The organism is Streptomyces sp. CNZ301 (assembly GCF_004217425.1).
Window position 1 is genome coordinate 491,840 of record NZ_SHLG01000001.1, and the last position, 16,404, is coordinate 508,243.

General features: G+C 71.2%; 16 protein-coding genes. 1 reads left to right on the forward strand and 15 read right to left on the reverse strand.

Annotated features, from left to right (window positions below):
• Both EV375_RS02140 and pyrR read right to left on the reverse strand, forming a co-directional pair.
• Positions 1–1,020 carry an aspartate carbamoyltransferase catalytic subunit gene (locus EV375_RS02140; protein ID WP_130297929.1) on the reverse strand — a complete coding sequence of 340 codons (1,020 nt, stop codon included), beginning with the start codon at positions 1,018–1,020 and terminating at the stop codon, positions 1–3.
• A gap of 225 nt (positions 1,021–1,245) precedes the next feature.
• The gene (pyrR, locus tag EV375_RS02145) at positions 1,246–1,872 is read right to left on the reverse strand and encodes a bifunctional pyr operon transcriptional regulator/uracil phosphoribosyltransferase PyrR (RefSeq protein ID WP_130297930.1); all 627 of its coding nucleotides are present in this window, start codon (positions 1,870–1,872) and stop codon (positions 1,246–1,248) included.
• Between the two features lie 250 nt (positions 1,873–2,122).
• Here pyrR and bldD point away from each other — a divergent pair, with 250 nt between their 5' ends.
• Positions 2,123–2,623, forward strand: coding sequence for a transcriptional regulator BldD (bldD, locus tag EV375_RS02150; protein ID WP_028431622.1), 501 nt, complete (start codon positions 2,123–2,125; stop codon positions 2,621–2,623).
• A 327-nt stretch (positions 2,624–2,950) separates the two neighbouring features.
• Here bldD and nusB read toward each other — a convergent pair whose 3' ends face one another.
• The 13 genes from nusB to EV375_RS02215 form a co-directional block, all read right to left on the reverse strand.
• Positions 2,951–3,376, reverse strand: coding sequence for a transcription antitermination factor NusB (gene nusB, locus EV375_RS02155; RefSeq protein ID WP_130297931.1), 426 nt, complete (start codon positions 3,374–3,376; stop codon positions 2,951–2,953).
• Between the two features lie 2 nt (positions 3,377–3,378).
• Positions 3,379–3,945: an elongation factor P gene (efp, locus tag EV375_RS02160; protein WP_130297932.1), complete on the reverse strand. Its 567-nt coding sequence runs from the start codon at positions 3,943–3,945 to the stop codon at positions 3,379–3,381.
• Positions 3,946–4,016: 71 nt separating this feature from the next.
• Positions 4,017–5,147, reverse strand: coding sequence for an aminopeptidase P family protein (locus EV375_RS02165; protein ID WP_130297933.1), 1,131 nt, complete (start codon positions 5,145–5,147; stop codon positions 4,017–4,019).
• A 138-nt stretch (positions 5,148–5,285) separates the two neighbouring features.
• Positions 5,286–6,284, reverse strand: coding sequence for an AAA family ATPase (locus EV375_RS02170; RefSeq protein ID WP_486588227.1), 999 nt, complete (start codon positions 6,282–6,284; stop codon positions 5,286–5,288).
• A gap of 178 nt (positions 6,285–6,462) precedes the next feature.
• Entirely contained in the window at positions 6,463–7,590 is a 1,128-nt protein-coding gene (aroB, locus tag EV375_RS02175) for a 3-dehydroquinate synthase (protein ID WP_130297935.1), read from the reverse strand.
• A complete protein-coding gene (locus tag EV375_RS02180) occupies positions 7,587–8,102 on the reverse strand; it encodes a shikimate kinase (protein ID WP_130297936.1) in 516 nt (171 codons plus the stop codon). Before EV375_RS02180 ends, aroB begins: the two co-directional genes overlap by 4 nt.
• On the reverse strand, positions 8,099–9,283 hold the full coding sequence (gene aroC, locus EV375_RS02185; protein WP_130297937.1) for a chorismate synthase: 1,185 nt from the start codon (positions 9,281–9,283) through the stop codon (positions 8,099–8,101). Before aroC ends, EV375_RS02180 begins: the two co-directional genes overlap by 4 nt.
• A gap of 177 nt (positions 9,284–9,460) precedes the next feature.
• Positions 9,461–10,330 (reverse strand): shikimate dehydrogenase, encoded by an 870-nt coding sequence (locus EV375_RS02190; RefSeq protein WP_130297938.1) that lies wholly within the window; start codon positions 10,328–10,330, stop codon positions 9,461–9,463.
• On the reverse strand, positions 10,330–12,015 hold the full coding sequence (mltG, locus tag EV375_RS02195; RefSeq protein ID WP_130297939.1) for an endolytic transglycosylase MltG: 1,686 nt from the start codon (positions 12,013–12,015) through the stop codon (positions 10,330–10,332). The genes EV375_RS02190 and mltG overlap by 1 nt, the downstream gene beginning before the upstream one ends.
• 128 nt (positions 12,016–12,143) lie before the next feature.
• On the reverse strand, positions 12,144–12,608 hold the full coding sequence (gene ruvX / locus EV375_RS02200; RefSeq protein WP_055487337.1) for a Holliday junction resolvase RuvX: 465 nt from the start codon (positions 12,606–12,608) through the stop codon (positions 12,144–12,146).
• The gene (alaS, locus tag EV375_RS02205) at positions 12,608–15,280 is read right to left on the reverse strand and encodes an alanine--tRNA ligase (protein ID WP_130297940.1); all 2,673 of its coding nucleotides are present in this window, start codon (positions 15,278–15,280) and stop codon (positions 12,608–12,610) included. Before alaS ends, ruvX begins: the two co-directional genes overlap by 1 nt.
• Positions 15,280–15,618, reverse strand: a complete 339-nt coding sequence (locus EV375_RS02210; protein ID WP_130301543.1) for a DUF6167 family protein — start codon at positions 15,616–15,618, stop codon at positions 15,280–15,282. The genes alaS and EV375_RS02210 overlap by 1 nt, the downstream gene beginning before the upstream one ends.
• Positions 15,619–15,625: 7 nt before the next feature.
• The gene (locus EV375_RS02215; protein WP_130297941.1) at positions 15,626–16,069 is read right to left on the reverse strand and encodes a DUF948 domain-containing protein; all 444 of its coding nucleotides are present in this window, start codon (positions 16,067–16,069) and stop codon (positions 15,626–15,628) included.
• Positions 16,070–16,404: the final 335 nt, after the last annotated feature.

Here is a 16,404-nt window from a genome sequence, read left to right on the forward strand (position 1 = left end):
TCACTCGTTCTCCTCGGTGCGGTCGGCTTCCGTACGGACGGGGTCCGTGTGGGCTTCCGGGTGGGCGGCGGACGAGCCGGAGACGGCGGGTTCGGATCCGCCGAGCAGCAGGTAGAGCACCGCCATCCGGATGCTGACGCCGTTCTTGACCTGCTCGACGGCGGTGCACCGCGGCGAGTCGGCGACCTCCGCGGTGATCTCCATCCCGCGGTTCATGGGACCGGGGTGCATCACCACGGAGTGCTCCGGCATGCGGGCCATCCGCTGCCCGTCCAGCCCGTAGCGGCGGGCGTACTCGCGCTCGGTCGGGAAGAACGCCGCGTTCATGCGCTCCCGCTGGACGCGCAGCATCATCACCGCGTCGGACTTGGCGATGACGGAGTCGAGGTCGTAACTCACCTCGCAGGGCCAGCTGTTCACGCCGACGGGGACGAGCGTGGGCGGCGCCACGAGCGTGACCTCGGCGCCGAGCGTGCTGAGCAGATGGACGTTGGAGCGTGCCACGCGGCTGTGCAGCACGTCGCCGACGATCGTGATGCGACGTCCCGACAGGTCGCCCTCACCGCCGGCGAGGCGCCGGCGCATCGTGAAGGCGTCCAGAAGGGCCTGCGTGGGGTGCTCGTGCGTACCGTCCCCGGCGTTGACGACCGAACCGCCGATCCAGCCGGAGGTGGCGAGGCGGTGTGGCGCCCCGGAGCCGTGGTGCCGGATGACGACGGCGTCGGCGCCCATGGCCTCCAGCGTGAGGGCCGTATCCTTCAGCGACTCGCCCTTCGAGACGGACGAACCCTTCGCGGAGAAGTTGATGACGTCGGCCGAGAGGCGCTTGGCGGCGGCCTCGAAGGAGATCCGGGTGCGCGTCGAGTCCTCGAAGAAGAGATTCACGACGGTGCGGCCGCGCAGTGTCGGCAGCTTCTTGATCGGCCTGTCGGCGACGCGGGCCATCTCCTCGGCGGTGTCGAGGACGAGCACGGCGTCGTCGCGGGTGAGATCGGCGGCCGAGATGAGGTGACGCTTCATCTGTTGCCTTCCGTGGGTCAGTTGTCCGCGGGCGTGACGGACGGGCAGGGGTCGGTCGGGAGGGCGTGGGACGCCGACCGGTCGGGGGCGGGCGGCTGCGTGCCGCCGCGCCCGTGCCGGGGCGTCGCTCGGCGGGGTTCGGGGCCGGCGGGCGGCGTGAGGGACACGTCGTGGCGCGGCCGGAGGGTCGTGCGGTGCACCGGAGGTCTCGTGCTCCTTCGGGCGCTAGCGCTCCGCCTGCTGTGCGGGCCGGGCTCCGCCGCTGTGCGGCCGTTCACCGCCGGGCGCCGAGCCGAGGAGCACCCCGTCGCGTCCGTCCTCCTCCGTGAGCTGCACCCGGACCGTCTCGCGCAGCGAGGTGGGCAGGTTCTTCCCCACGTAGTCGGCACGGATGGGCAGTTCGCGGTGGCCGCGGTCGACGAGCACGGCGAGCTGGACCGCCCGGGGCCGTCCGATGTCGCCGAGGGCGTCCAGGGCGGCACGGATGGTGCGCCCGGAGAAGAGGACGTCGTCGACCAGGACCACCAGGCGCCCGTCGACCCCGTCGGGCGGGATGTCCGTGTGCGCCAGCGCGCGGGCGGGACCGAGCCTGAGGTCGTCGCGGTACATGGTGATGTCCAGCGCCCCGTGCGGTACCGGGCTGCCGGTGATCTCCGCGAGCTTCGCCGCCAGGCGCCGCGCCAGAAAGACGCCCCGGGTGGGAATGCCGAGAAGCACCACGTCATCGGCGCCCTTGGCGCGTTCGACGATCTCGTGTGCGATGCGGGTGAGGACGCGCGCGATGTCCGGCGCCTCGAGTACGGGGCGGCCTGCGGCCGTGCCCCTGCTGCCGTCGTCCGTACGGCTGTCCATGCGAAAGGGACCTCCTTCCCCGCCTCACGGGACGGGCCTTAAAGGACGTCTGAACTGTCAGCGCAACGGTACCAGGGGGCCGGAGTCCGCCCGGATGGGGGCCGAATTCGCTCGGAAGAGTGTTCGGTCTCGGAGCGGAGCCGCCAATTCCGCTCTACCTCGCAAAGCTGATCGCCGTTCGGCTTGACGGCAGACATTACGCTGCGTAACCTCACAGTGAGTTACCACTTTCTCGTCCGCGGGGAGCGATATGTCCAGCGAATACGCCAAGCAGCTCGGAGCGAAGCTCCGGGCCATCCGCACCCAGCAGGGACTCTCCCTCCACGGGGTCGAGGAGAAGTCCCAGGGCCGCTGGAAGGCGGTCGTGGTCGGTTCCTACGAGCGCGGGGACCGCGCCGTCACCGTCCAGCGCCTCGCCGAGCTCGCCGACTTCTACGGCGTGCCAGTCCAGGAGCTGCTGCCGGGCACCACCCCGGGCGGCGCCGCCGAGCCGCCGCCGAAGCTCGTGCTCGACCTGGAGCGCCTGGCACACGTGCCGGCGGAGAAGGCGGGCCCTCTACAGCGGTACGCGGCCACGATCCAGTCCCAGCGCGGTGACTACAACGGCAAGGTCCTCTCCATCCGCCAGGACGACCTGCGCACCCTCGCCGTCATCTACGACCAGTCCCCCTCCGTGCTGACGGAGCAGCTCATCAGCTGGGGCGTCCTCGACGCGGACGCCCGCCGCGCAGTGGCCCACGAGGACGCCTGACGGCCTGACCGGCGGCTTCCGCCGGCTCCGCCGAACGTGCCGCCGCCGGTGGTGCCTCCTTTCGGGGAGGCCCACCGGCGGCGGTTTCTCTTTGCTGCGCTACCACCGTAGCGCCCCCCTGAGTCGTGAGCGCATCACCACGGAACGTGACCAACTGCTCCGGTCCAGAGCCCCGTTCACACGAACAGGGGAACGCGCCCAAACAGATTTGAATCAGCCTGCGGAGGCAAGGGTGCGGCCTCCCCGCGCTGCGAGCGCGAACGGCCGGTCCGGCCGAGGGCAGCGGACCGCGTCAGTGCGGAACGGGGGCCGCAGAAGCGGCCCCCGTCAGCGGCGGAGCGTCGGTTTGAGGTCCTGAAGCCGGCCGAGCAGCCCGTTGATGAAGGGCGGTGACTCGTCCGTGGAGAACTCCCGGGCGATGTCCAGCGCTTCGTCTATGACGACCGCTTCGGGAACGTCTTCCGACCAGATCAGCTCGTAGGCCGACAGCCGCAGGATGCAGCGGTCCACCGCCGGCATCCGGTCAAGCGTCCAGCCCACCGAGTAGGTGGAGATCAGCTCGTCGATGCGCTCGGCGTTCGCCGCATAGCCCTCGATGAGCTGCATCGTGTACTCGCTGACGGGCGGCTGCCGCTCGTCGGTCCCGGCGTGGCGGATCCAGTCCTGCATGACGGCCGTCGGGGTACTCCCCCGCTGGTCCGCCTCGAAGATGATCTGAAAGGCGCGCTTACGGGCCTTGTTACGGGCTGCCACGGTTAGCTGTTCACCCGGCCGAGGTATTCGCCGGACCGGGTGTCGACCTTGATCTTCTCCCCCGTGGTGATGAACAGCGGCACACCGACCTCGTAACCGGTCTCCAGGCGGGCGGGCTTGGAGCCGCCGGTGGAGCGGTCGCCCTGGACACCCGGCTCAGTGTGCTCGATGACCAGCTCGACCGCGGCGGGCAGTTCGACGAAGAGTGCCTCGCCCTGGTACATCGCGACCGTGGCCTCGAAGCCCTCCATCAGATAGTTGGCGGTGTCGCCGACGATCTCGGGAGTGATGTGGACCTGGTCGTAGGTCTCCATGTCCATGAAGACGAAGTACTCGCCGTCCTTGTACGAGAACTGCATTCCGCGTCGGTCCACGGTGGCCGTATCGACCTTGGTGCCCGCGTTGAACGTCTTGTCGACGGTCTTGCCGGACATGACGTTCTTCAGCTTCGTACGGACAAAGGCGGGCCCCTTGCCGGGCTTGACGTGCTGGAACTCGACGACGGACCAGAGTTGGCCGCCTTCGAGCTTGAGCACCATGCCGTTCTTGAGGTCGTTCGTGGATGCCACGGTTGCGGAATCTCCTGAGACTGCTGCTGCGGAGACCAGAGGGCTGCCCGGCTCCGTCGCCCCGTCAGGGACTAGAGGGCGAGCAGCTCTTTGGTCGTGATGGTGAGTAGCTCGGGTCCGCCGTCCGCAGCGGGGCGGACGACGAGCGTGTCATCGATCCGGACACCGCCCTGGCCCGGAATGTGGACCCCGGGCTCGATGGTGACCGGCACACAAGCGTCCAGTTTACCCATGGCCCCAGGTGACAGCCGAGGGTCCTCACCGATTTCCAGTCCCACCCCGTGGCCCGTCGCCGGACCGAGCGCCTCGGCGTGGCCGGCGCCCCTCAGTACCTGGCGCGTGGCCCGGTCGACGTCACTGCAGGCCATGCCGGGCGTCAGCGCCTCCCGTCCGGCCCGCTGGGCGGCGAAGACGAGGTCGTACAGCTCCACCTGCCAGTCCTCCGGAGCGGTGCCGATCACGAACGTACGGCCGATCTGGCACCGGTAGCCGTGGTACTGGGCGCCCAGCCGCACGGAGAGGAAGTCGCCCTCCTCGACCCGCCGGTCGGTGGGACGGTGCCGGGCGAGGCCCGAGTTCCGGCCGGTCGCCACACAGGTGGGGAAGGCGGAGCCCTCCGCGCCGTGGTCGATGAGTCTGCGCTCCAGTTCGAGGGCGAGGTGCCGCTCGGTGCGTCCCACGAGGATCGACTCCAGCAGTTCGCCGAGCGCCTGGTCGGTGATCTCGGCCGCGATGCGCAGGGCGGCGATCTCTTCGTCGTCCTTGATGACGCGCTGGGCCTCGACGGGGCTGTCGAGTGCCGCCAGGCGGAGCCCGGCCGCGACAGATGCCATGGCCCGGTGCCTGGCCACCGTCAGATGGTGCTCCTCGACGGCGAGGAGCCGTGCGCCCGCGGTGGCGGCCAGGTCGGCTGCGGCCACCGCGGTGTCCCCCTCCGGGTTGGAGAGGCGGCCGGTGCGCAGCCCGTCGTCGTGGTGGCTGCCGGACTCGTGCGGAGGGGTGTCGTCGGAGGAGGGGCCGAGCAGCGTGTCGATGCCGTCCGGGCCGATCAGCAGCGCGGCTCCGTGCGGCGGACGGCCGGTCAGATAGCGGATGTTGGCCGGCCGGGTGACCAGCACCGCGTCGGGAGGGCCGTCCTTCGCCGCGGTCGCGGCGCAGCGCTCGCGGAGCAGGGCGCGGCGAGCCACATGGACTTCGGACATGCTTCCGAGCCTACGGAGGGCTCAGGGCGGCGGCAGTCCGTGCGGGGCCGTGCGAGCGACATGGCGTGCCGCACGGGGAGGACGGCCGGGCCGCGCGGAGGTGCCGTACGGGCCGGCACCCCCTTCGCCGGTCCGGCATCACCAGCGCGGCGGGCTCGCCAGGCTGCGGGCCACCACGTCGTCGAGCATCCGGGCCGTGGTTGCGATGTCCTGCCGGGAGTTGTCGATGATGGGCAGGCCCGAGCCGTACCAGCCCGCCATCCGGCCGTGGATCTGCGCGACCTCTTCGTCGCTGAGGCGGCGGTTGCCGCTGCGGGCGGCATTGCGCTCCAGCACGATCTCCAGCCCGGGCAGCAGCACGACGGGTATCAGGCCCGGACCGACGTGGCGTTTCCAGCCGCCCAGTCCGACGACGGGACGGTCGGGGAAGACGGCGTCGTCGAGAATGCAGGAGATGCCGTTGGCGAGGAAGTTGCGGGCGGCGAAGCCGCAGGTGCGGCGCGCCAGCCGGTACTGCGCCTCGGAGTGGTCGTTCCAGCCGCTCTGCGGGTCGGCGAAGCCCGAGCGCACCCATTCACGTACGTCGTCGAGGCTGATGTGGGAGGTCGGCACGGCACGTCGGTCGGCCCAGTAGCGGGCCACGGTGGTCTTGCCCGCACCGGCCGGGCCGATGAGCAGTACGGCGACGGCCGCCCGCGTCGCGTCGAGCTGCGCCGGGTCGGCGTCGGGAGTGGGGATCTCCACGGGAGCGCCGCGCGATAGGAGCAGGTGCCCGGTGGACTCGGTGGGGTGGGCGTCGGGGTCACCGTGTTGCACCTGACCGGGCGGCTGCGCCGGAGCGGTGGGCACCGGTGGCGGCGCGGGCGCCGGGGGCTGGGCCGGGAGCGGCGGGCCCCCCGCCGGCGGCTGCGCGGGCGGTCGCGCCGGCGGCTGGAGAGGGGGCTGCGGAGGCTGGGAGTGCGCACCCGGCCAGGCCGGCTGCGGCACCACTCCTCCGGGCCCCGGGGCGGGAGCGGGCGGCGGAGGAGGAGGCACCTGCCCCTCGGAGTGCCCGTTGTACGGGGGACGCGTTCCCTGATGTCGGCCCGGAGTCAACTCCGGAGGTGGCACGGGTTGTTGCGCCCCGTACTGCTGCATCCGCTCCCCAACTCCGCTCGGGTCCGCCGGCACTGCCCCCGCAGCGCCATGATTGTGTGACAGTACCGGAAGGTACCGCCCGGGTCGTTCCTGTTGAACGCTGGAGGAGAACGGCGAGTGCCCGGTATCCGGTGCCGGCGCGGGCGCCGGCCCGCGCCCCCGCCCCGGGACGGGGTCTCTACGCGGCGATCTCCGCGTGTGCGGCGAGCAGCATCGCCGGGTCGGGCCCCTCCAGCACCGAGGGTTTGGCCAGGCCGTCGAGCACGATGAAGCGCAGCATGTCGCCGCGGGACTTCTTGTCGACGCGCATCGTCTCCAGCAGCTTCGGCCACTGGTCGCCGCGGTACGTGACGGGCAGGCCCACCGACTCCAGTACGGCGCGGTGCCGTTCTGCCGTGGCGTCGTCCAACCGGCCGGCGATGCGGCCCAGTTCGGCCGCGAAAACCATGCCGACCGCGACGGCGGCGCCGTGGCGCCACTCGTACCGCTCGTTCTTCTCGATGGCGTGGGCGAGCGTGTGCCCGTAGTTGAGGATCTCGCGCAGCCCTGTCTCCTTCAGGTCGGCGGAGACGACCTCCGCCTTGACCCTGATGGAGCGCTCGATCAGCTCGGCGGTGTGCGGGCCCTCGGGGCTGCGTGCGGCGGCCGGGTCGGCCTCGATCAGGTCCAGGATGACCGGATCGGCGATGAAGCCCGCCTTGATGACCTCGGCGAGGCCGCCCACGTAGTCGTGCACGCCCAGCGACTCCAGTGCGGCCAGGTCGCAGAGAACCCCGGCCGGCGGGTGGAAGGCGCCCACGAGGTTCTTGCCCTCTGCGGTGTTGATGCCGGTCTTGCCGCCGACGGCGGCGTCCACCATGCCCAGGACGGTCGTCGGCACGGCGATCCAGCGCACCCCTCGCAGCCAGGTCGCGGCGACGAATCCCGCGATGTCGGTCGTCGCGCCTCCGCCGACGCCGACGATGACGTCGCTGCGGGTGAAGCCGGTCTGGCCCAGCGCCTTCCAGCAGTAGGCGGCGACCTCGGCGGTCTTGGACTCCTCGGCGTTCGGGAGCTGTACGGCGATCGCCTCGTACCCCTGCTCCGCGAGATCCTCGCGGAGCACCTCGCCGGTCTCGGCGAGTGCCTCGGGGTGGAGAACGGCGACGCGCTTGGCGGCCTTGCCGATGAGCCCGGGGAGCTCCCCGAGCAGCCGGCGGCCGATGAGCACGTCGTAGGGCGTGGTGCCCGGGTCTCCGCCGACGGTGATGCGGGTGTGGGCGTCCTGCCCGTCCGATGCCGTGGGGGCGGGGGTCTGGCTGGTCACTTCTGCTTCAGCTCCAGGACGTCGAGGATTTCGCCGGCGACCTCGTCGGGCGTGCGGTTCTCAGTGCTGACGACGGCCCTGGCGACCTCCGTGTAGAGGGGGCGGCGCGCGTCCATCAGCTCCCGCCACTGCTTGCGCGGGTTCATCATCAGCAGCGGCCGCGGTGCGTCGAGCCCGACCCGTTTGACGGCTTCCGCGACGTCCATGTCGAGGAAGACGACGGGGGCGCCCGCCAGCAGCTTCCTGGTCTCCTGCGCGAGGACGGCGCCGCCGCCCAGCGCGAGGACTCCGGTGTGCTCGGCCAGCGCCGTGCGCACGGCCTCGAGTTCCAGGGCGCGGAAGCGCGGTTCCCCCTCGTCGAGGAAGATCTCGGAGATCGGCTTGCCCGCGGCCTCGACGATGTCGTGGTCAGTGTCCCGGCAGCCCACGCCCAGCCGCTGTGCCAGGAGTTCGCCGACGGTCGTCTTTCCCACGCCCATCGGGCCGACGAGGATCACGAGGGGCCCGCTCACTTGATCTCCAGGCTGTCGAGGAAGCCGTTCACGTTGCGGCGGGTCTCGGTGACGCTGTCACCGCCGAACTTCTCCGCCACCGCGTCCGCCAGCACGAGCGCCACCATCGCCTCGGCCACGATCCCCGCGGCCGGCACGGCGCACACGTCGGAGCGCTGGTGGTGTGCGCGAGTCTCCTCGCCGGTCTGCACATCGACGGTGGCCAGTGCGCGCGGCACCGTCGCGATGGGCTTCATCGCGGCCCGTACGCGCAGGAGTTCACCGGTGGAGAGCCCGCCCTCGGTGCCGCCGGACCGGCCGGAGCTGCGGCGGATCCCCTCGTCCGTGGGGACGATCTCGTCGTGGGCCCTGGAGCCCGGCACCCGTGCCAGGCCGAAGCCGTCGCCCAGCTCGACGCCCTTGATCGCCTGGATGCCCATGAGGGCTCCGGCGAGCCTGGAGTCCAGACGCCGGTCCCAGTGGACGTGCGAGCCCAGCCCGACCGGCACGCCGTACGCGGCCACTTCGACCACGCCGCCGAGGGTGTCCCCGTCCTGATGCGCCTGGTCGATCTCCGCGACCATCGCCTTGCTCGCGTCGGCGTCGAGGCAGCGCACCGGGTCGGCGTCCAGCCGCTCCACGTCGCCGGGCTTCGGGACGAGTCCGTAGGGGGCCTTGGCGGCGCCGAGCTCGACCACGTGGGAGACGATCTCGATCCCGGTGGTCTCCTTCAGGTACGAGCGGGCGACGGTTCCGAGGGCCACACGCGCCGCCGTCTCCCGCGCGGAGGCCCGCTCCAGTACGGGGCGCGCCTCGTCGAAGCCGTACTTCTGCATGCCCGCGAGGTCGGCGTGGCCGGGCCGGGGCCGGGTGAGGGGGGCGTTGCGTGCCAGGCCGGCCAGCTCCTCCGGGTCGACCGGGTCGGCGGCCATGACCTGCTCCCACTTGGGCCACTCCGTGTTGCCCACCATGATCGCGACGGGCGAGCCGAGGGTGAGGCCGTGCCGCACTCCGCCGATGAAGGTGATCTCGTCCTGCTCGAACTTCATCCGCGCCCCGCGCCCGTAACCGAGGCGCCGCCGCGCCAGCTCGTCGGCCACCATGCCGGTGGTGACGGGCACGCCGGAGGGCAGCCCTTCCAGCGTCGCCACCAGTGCGGGGCCGTGCGACTCCCCAGCGGTCAGCCAGCGCAACCTGCTCAACGGTGCTCCTCGATCTCGCGCCTGGGCGCCTCTTGCGGTACGTGTTCGGCTCTGGCTCCGATCTTCCCACGTACGCGGCCCGGAGCCCGCCCCGGTCCACTGGCCGGACGGCGCGCCGGTGCCCGCCCGGCGTGGTTCTCCACGCGGTGCTGTGCGTCCCCGGGGCGGGCGCGGCGGTCAGACCGTACGCGCGTGCAGCGCCGCCTCGCCGGCTGCGCGCATGGCTTCGAGCGGCGCGGGCGCGTGCCCCGTCATGAGCTCGACCTGGAGCACGGCCTGGTGCACGAGCAGGTCGAGCCCGGAGACGACGGTGCCTCCGTGTGCGGACCACTCCGCCGCGAGCCGCGTGGGCCACGGGTCGTAGAGGACGTCGAAGAGCGTGCCCGGCTCCGCGGGCACGTGCGCGGAGAGCACGTCGGTGGTCCCCGCGGGGGTGGTGGCGATCACCAGGGGTGCGCCGAGCGCCTCCGCGGCGTCGGCCCATTCGGCGGTGCGCAGGTTCAGCCCGAGACGGTCGCCCCAGGCGCGCATCTCGCGGGCGCGTGCGGCGCTGCGCACGTACGCCGTGACCACGCCGTCGCAGATCTGGGAGAGGGCGGCCAGCGCGGAGGACGCGGTGGCGCCCGCGCCGAGGACGGCCGCGTGCTCCACGCCCATGATTCCGCGCTCCTGCAGGGCGGCCACCATGCCGGGGATGTCGGTGTTGTCGCCGATGCGCCTCCTGCCCCTGAAGACAACGGTGTTGACGGCCTCGACGGACTCCGCGGTGGGGCTGACGTCGTCCAGCAGCGGGATCACGGCACGCTTGAGCGGCATCGTCAGCGAGAGGCCCGCCCACTGTTCGTCGGTGGCGTCGAGGAAGGAGGCGATGTCCTCCTCCCCCACCTCGTACCGCTCGTACGTCCAGTCCTCCAGGCCGAGTTCCGCGTACGCGGCGCCGTGCAGGACCGGCGAGAGGGAGTGGGCCACGGGTGAGCCGAGGACGGCGGCGCGCCGTACGGACCGCGAAGCCGCGGGAGCCGGCCGTACGGGGTGGTGCCGGTCCATCAGCCGCCGCTCTCCTTCTTCTTGCGCTGTTCCCTGTTGAAGTCCTGTACGTTGCGGTCGTGTTCGGCCTTGCTCTCGGTGAAGCGGGTGTCCCCGGGCTTGACCGTGACGAAGTAGATCCAGTTGCCCTTGGTGGGGTTCAGGGCCGCTTCGATGGCCTGGTGGCCGGGGTTGTCGATCGGGCCGGGCGGCAGACCGCGGTTGAGATAGGTGTTGTAGGGCGATTTCAGCCTGGTGTCCTCGACCGAAGTGTCCAGCGAGGAGCGGCCCTTGGCGTAATTGATGGTGGAGTCGAACTGGAGCAGTATGTTCTTGCCCAGCCGGTTGTAGATGACGCGGGAGACCTTGCCGAACTCGCTGTCCTGCTGCGCCTCTGCCTGGATGAGCGACGCTATGGTGACGATCTCCTCCGGGGTCTTGCCGGCCTTCTTCGCCTCGCCCGCCAGATCGACCTTGGTGTGCTCGGCCTTGGCGCGTTTGACCATGTCCCGCAGCACGTCGAGCGGATCGCTGTTCTCACCGACGCTGTAGCGCGAGGGGAAGAGGAAGCCCTCCGGGTTGCCCTTGGCGAAGGCAGGAAGCCCCAGATCGGTGGCGTTGGCGTTCTTGGCGGCCTTCTCCGTGGTGCCTTTGGCCTTGCCGAGCTTCTTGTCGATCAGCTCGTAGATCTTCTTCGCCCTCAGCCCCTCGGAGATGATCAGTGCGTTCTGACTGGCCGGGTCGAGCATCAGCTTCACCGCTGCGGCGCCGGACATCTTCTTGCGGAGGCTGTACGTGCCGGGCTGGATCCCGCTCGCCTTCTTCTCCGCCTGCGCCGCCTCGACGAACGCCCCGGCGCTCTTGACGACTCCGGCCTTCTGCAGCTCGTTGCCCATGTCGGCGATGGAGGCGCCGTCCGGGATCCTCACCTGGGCCTGGCCCGATCCCTTGCCCGGGTAGTCGGGCGCCGGAGCGAGGTAGGTCTGGTAAAGGTCGTACCCGAAGTAGCCGGCGGTGCCGAGGCCTCCCGCGAGGAGCACCGAGACCGCCAGGCACGCGCAGCCGCTGCGGCGCTTGGTCTCGCCACCGCGGTTGCGGCGGCCGGACCGCTTGCCGTCGTCGAGGTCGTCGTCACCCTCGTCGTCGCGGTCCGAGAAGAACGCGTGCTCGCCCTGGTCTGGGCCCGGGTCCCAGCCGGTCTCCGGGTCGGCGTCGTGGCGGACGGGAGGCGGTACGTCGTAGCCTTCCGGGCCCGGCTGCGCGTACGGGCCGGAGTAGCCCTGGCCCTGCTGCGGGTGGTGCTGCTGAGGCTGGTGCTGCTGTGGCTGGTGCTGTTGTGGGAAGCCCTGCTGACCCGCGTAATAGCCGGGCTGCTCGCCGGTGTTGTACGGGTCCTGCACGGTCGGCATGCCGTGCGGGTCCGTGGCCCCCGGACCGTAGCCGGAGTCGTAGGGCCGGCCCGCTCCGGCTGTCTCGTAGCCGCCCTGGCCATAAAACTGCTGCTGCGGTTGCTGCTGCCCGTAGTAGCCCTGCTGCTGCGGCACTTGATGCTGACCGGTGCCGTACGGGTCGGCGTACTGACCGGCGTAGGGGTCGCCGTCGCCCGGGTAGGCGCCGTCTCTGCCACCGTCCCACCCCTTGTCTCCGAAGAGAGGGTCATCGGGATGCCACGGTGGGAGGCTCTGCCCCCGGCCATACTCAGTCATCGATCCCCTAGATCCGCCGGACGGCAGTCGTCTGCCGTACGCAATTCGGGCAGTGCACCCACGGCACCCGGGGTGGGCCGACCCCCTCCGGCGGTTGCGCGTGTCGCGGGAACGTTACCGTATCGCGATCAGACAACCACTTCGACGCATTCGCCGGGTGGACTGCCCGAGATCCGTTCAGTCTCCAGGGCGTTCTGCAGGATGACCACCGCCGCGGCCTGGTCGATGCGGGAGCGGCCCTTCTTGGAGTTCACGCCGGACGCACGCATGCCGTGTGCAGCCGTGACTGTACTCATACGCTCGTCCACCAGCCGAACCGGCACCGGTGTGATCTTCCTCGCCAGCTCCTCGGCGAACGCGCGGACCTTGGCCGCGGCCGGCCCCTCGCCCCCGTTGAGGGAGCGCGGCAGGCCGGCCACGACCTCGATCGGTTCGTACTCCTCGACCAGCGCCGCCAACCTCCGCCATGCAGCGGGCAGATCGCGCCCCGGCACCGTCTCGACCGGCGTCGCGAGCAGCCCGTCCGGATCGCTGCCGGCGACGCCGATGCGGGCATCACCCACGTCGACGGCGAGACGGCGCCCTCGGCGCATCAGGCGCTGCCGCTGTCTGTCACGAGCCGTTCGACGGCGGCGATGGCATCCTCGACCGCCTCCGGGTTCTGCCCGCCGCCCTGGGCGACGTCCGGCTTCCCACCGCCTCCGCCGCCGAGTGCCTTGGCGGCGGCGCGCACCAGGTCACCGGCCCTCAGACCGCGGTCCCGGGCGGCGTCGTTCGTGGCGATCACGGTCAGCGGGCGCCCGCCTGTGACGGCGAACAGAGCGACGACGGCGGGACGCGAACCCGGGATGCGCTGACGGACGTCGAGCACAAGGGTGCGCAGGTCCTCCGCGGCGGTGCCGTCCGGCACACGCGCGGCGGCGAAGGCCACACCCCGTACGTCCGTGGCGCCTTCGGCGATGCCGGCGGCGGCCTGGAGCACCTTCTCCGCGCGGAAGCGCTCGATCTCCTTCTCGGCGTCCTTCAGCCGGGTCACCATCGAGGAGATCCGCTCCGGCAGCTCCTCGGGGCGGCCCTTGACCAGGTCCGTGAGCTGGGAGACGACCGTGTGCTCACGGGCGAGGAACTTGTAGGCGTCGACGCCGACGAGCGCCTCCACACGCCGCACCCCGGAGCCGATGGACGACTCGCCCAGCAGCTTGACCAGGCCGAGCTGCGCGGTGTTGTGGACGTGGGTGCCGCCGCACAGCTCCTTGGAGAAGTCGCCGATCGTCACCACACGCACCCGCTCGCCGTACTTCTCGCCGAACTCGGCCAGCGCGCCCTGCTTCTTGGCGTCGTCGATGCCCATGTACTCGGCGGACACGTCGAGTTCGCGGGCGAGAACCTCGTTGATCCTCTGCTCGACGTCCGTGAGGACCGTGCCGGGCACGGCCGACGGCGAGCCGAAGTCGAAGCGGAATCGGCCGGGCGAGTTCTCCGAGCCGGCCTGCGCGGCCGTCGGCCCGAGGGCGTCGCGCAGCGCCTGGTGCGTGAGGTGGGTGGCGCTGTGGGCGCGGGCGATGGATCGGCGCCGGTCCACATCGATCTGCGCGTGCGCGGACGAGCCGACGGTCACCTCGCCGACCTGGACCACGCCCTTGTGCACGAAGACGCCCGTGACCGGCTGCTGCACGTCCCGGACCTCGATGACGGCGCCGTTCTCCAGGCGCAGGCGGCCGGTGTCGGCGAGCTGGCCGCCGCCCTCGGCGTAGAACGGGGTGCGGTCGAGGACGACTTCGACCTCGTCGCCCTCGTGGGCCGCGGGCGCGGAGACGCCGTCGACGAGGAGACCCACGACCGAGGCCTCGCCGGCCGTGTGCTTGTAGCCCGTGAAGTCGGTGGCGCCGCTCCTGTCGGCGATCTCGCGGTACGCGGAGAGGTCGGCGTGGCCCTGCTTCTTGGACCTGGCGTCGGCCTTGGCGCGGTCGCGCTGCTCCTGCATCAGGCGCCGAAATCCCGACTCATCGACGGACAGGCCCTGTTCGGCGGCCATCTCCAGCGTGAGGTCGATCGGGAAGCCCCAGGTGTCGTGCAGCAGGAACGCCTTCTCACCCGGGAGGACGGTGCTGCCGGAGGCCTGGGTCTCGCTGACGGCGGTGTCCAGGATGTTGGTGCCGGAACGCAGGGTCTTGAGGAACGCGGCCTCTTCGGCAAGAGCGACCGTCTCGATGCGCTTGCGGTCCGTCTCCAGCTCCGGGTACTGCGGCGCCATGGCCTTGATGACGGTGTCCGTCAGCTCGGCGACCGTCGGGCCGCTCGCGCCGAGGATGCGCATGTTGCGGATGGCGCGGCGCATGATGCGGCGCAGGACGTAGCCGCGGCCCTCGTTGCCGGGGGTGACGCCGTCGCCGATGAGCATGATCGCGGTACGGATGTGGTCGGCGACCACGCGCAGCGAGATGTCGGTCTTCTCTGCGTCGCCGTAGCGCACCCCGGTCAGTTCGGTGGCCTTGTCGAGCACCATGCGCGAAGTGTCGATCTCGTACATGTTGCGCACGCCCTGCAGCACCATCGCCAGGCGCTCGAAGCCGAGGCCGGTGTCGATGTTCTGGCTGGGCAGATCGCCGAGGATCGGGTAGTCCTTGCCCTCGCCCGGCCCGCGCTCGTACTGCATGAACACCAGGTTCCACAACTCGACGTAGCGCTCGCCGTTGACGGCGGGGCCGCCCTCGGGGCCGTACTCGGGGCCGCGGTCGTAGCTGATCTCCGAACAGGGGCCGCAGGGGCCGGGGACGCCCATGTCCCAGTAGTTCTCGTCCTTGCCGAGACGCTGGATGCGCTCGGCGGGCACTCCGACGACGTCGCGCCAGATGCGCTCGGCCTCGTCGTCCTCCTCGTAGACGGTGATCCACAGACGCTCGGGGTTCAGACCGTAACCGCCCTTGTCCTGCGGGGTGGTCATCAGCTCCCAGGCGTACTTGGCGGCACCCTCCTTGAAGTAGTCGCCGAAGGAGAAGTTGCCGCACATCTGGAAGAACGTGCCGTGGCGCGTCGTCTTGCCGACCTCTTCGATGTCCGGCGTGCGCACACACTTCTGCACGCTCGTGGCACGGTCGTACGGCGCCTTGACCTCGCCGAGGAAGTACGGCTTGAAGGGGACCATGCCCGCCGGGACCAGCAGAAGCGTCGGGTCGTCCGCGATGAGCGACGCCGACGGCACAACGGTGTGCCCCCGCTCCTCGAAGAAGCGCAGCCAGCGGCGGCGGATTTCAGCCGACTCCATCAGTGGTCCTCGTTTCGGTCGTGTGGTCGGTCGGGGCCCTGCCGGTGGTGCGCCGGGCCCAGTTCTGCCCTGCGGGCCTGGGCGGGGAGCCCGCGGCCCTGGCCGGGCGGTGGTGCGGAAAGCCCGAGAGCGTCGTTCAACTCGCTTTCGCGCTGGGCCATTCCGGCCCGTACGTCAAGAGCGAAGTCCTTGAGGCGGTGGCCTCCCTGGACGGCCTTGTCGGCGGCACGCACGGCGAGCGCGTCGGGCGCGAGGGAGCGCAGCTTGCGCTGGACTTTGGCGGTCGCCCACACACCGGCTGCGGCGCCGGTGGTGAACCAGAAGGCACGGCGGAACATCTGCGGATCAGCCCTTCCCTCGCTCACGCCCGCGTCCGCCGCGCCGGGCACCCGGCAGGGTGCGGGACACGACGACGGGCGGCGGCGTCTGCTGTGCGGAACTCTTCGCCTTCCGGCCGAGCGCGCGCCGAACGCCGTAGCCGAAGGCCGCGACCTTCACCAGCGGTCCGCCGAATGTGGTCGAGACGGTGGAGGAGAGCGCAGAGGCGTTGGAGGCGACCTCCTGGACGTCCGTTGCGATGGCGTCCACCCGGGCCAGCTGGGTCTGCGCCGAGCGCACCGTCGCGGACGCCTCTCCCAGCAGGGGGACGGCCCGTTCCGTCACGCCCGTCACCAGCTTGGTGGCCGCCTTGAGCGTCTGTGCGAGCCTCACCAGCACCACGGCGAGGAACGAGACCAGAATCGCCCAGAAGACCGCCACGAGGAGGCCGGCCACTTCTCCACCGGACACGCTGCACCGCTTCCCTCGGGTCGTTCGGGGTCCGCCTCCGCTCCGGGACGCGTTCGCTCACGGACCGCGTCCGGGCCCGCTCGGGCAGCGGAGGCTGGTACCGAGCCTATCGCGCCCGCGAGTCCCGCTCGTACCGCATAAATGACGGCATCGGAGCAGGAGGGAGGGCGTGCGCTCCGCCGGCGGAGCACGTACGGCCGTGACGGCGCGGCCCGCGGTGCACGGTGGCCGGAGAGGACAGCCGGCCCCGAAAGGGCCTGTGCGGCAAGGGCGTTGCACCAGGCCGGGGCGAACATGCGCAATCCCGGGGCGGGTTGAGGCCTCACGGGTGCGCG

Coding starts and splice junctions, on each gene's coding strand:
- EV375_RS02140 (WP_130297929.1), bottom strand. CDS start 1,020: ATGAAGCGTCACCTCATCTCGGCCGCCGATCTCACCCGCGACGACGCC.
- pyrR (WP_130297930.1), bottom strand. CDS start 1,872: ATGGACAGCCGTACGGACGACGGCAGCAGGGGCACGGCCGCAGGCCGC.
- bldD (WP_028431622.1), top strand. CDS start 2,123: ATGTCCAGCGAATACGCCAAGCAGCTCGGAGCGAAGCTCCGGGCCATC.
- EV375_RS02165 (WP_130297933.1), bottom strand. CDS start 5,147: ATGTCCGAAGTCCATGTGGCTCGCCGCGCCCTGCTCCGCGAGCGCTGC.
- EV375_RS02170 (WP_486588227.1), bottom strand. CDS start 6,284: ATGCAGCAGTACGGGGCGCAACAACCCGTGCCACCTCCGGAGTTGACT.
- EV375_RS02190 (WP_130297938.1), bottom strand. CDS start 10,330: ATGGACCGGCACCACCCCGTACGGCCGGCTCCCGCGGCTTCGCGGTCC.
- mltG (WP_130297939.1), bottom strand. CDS start 12,015: ATGACTGAGTATGGCCGGGGGCAGAGCCTCCCACCGTGGCATCCCGAT.
- ruvX (WP_055487337.1), bottom strand. CDS start 12,608: ATGCGCCGAGGGCGCCGTCTCGCCGTCGACGTGGGTGATGCCCGCATC.
- alaS (WP_130297940.1), bottom strand. CDS start 15,280: ATGGAGTCGGCTGAAATCCGCCGCCGCTGGCTGCGCTTCTTCGAGGAG.
- EV375_RS02210 (WP_130301543.1), bottom strand. CDS start 15,618: ATGTTCCGCCGTGCCTTCTGGTTCACCACCGGCGCCGCAGCCGGTGTG.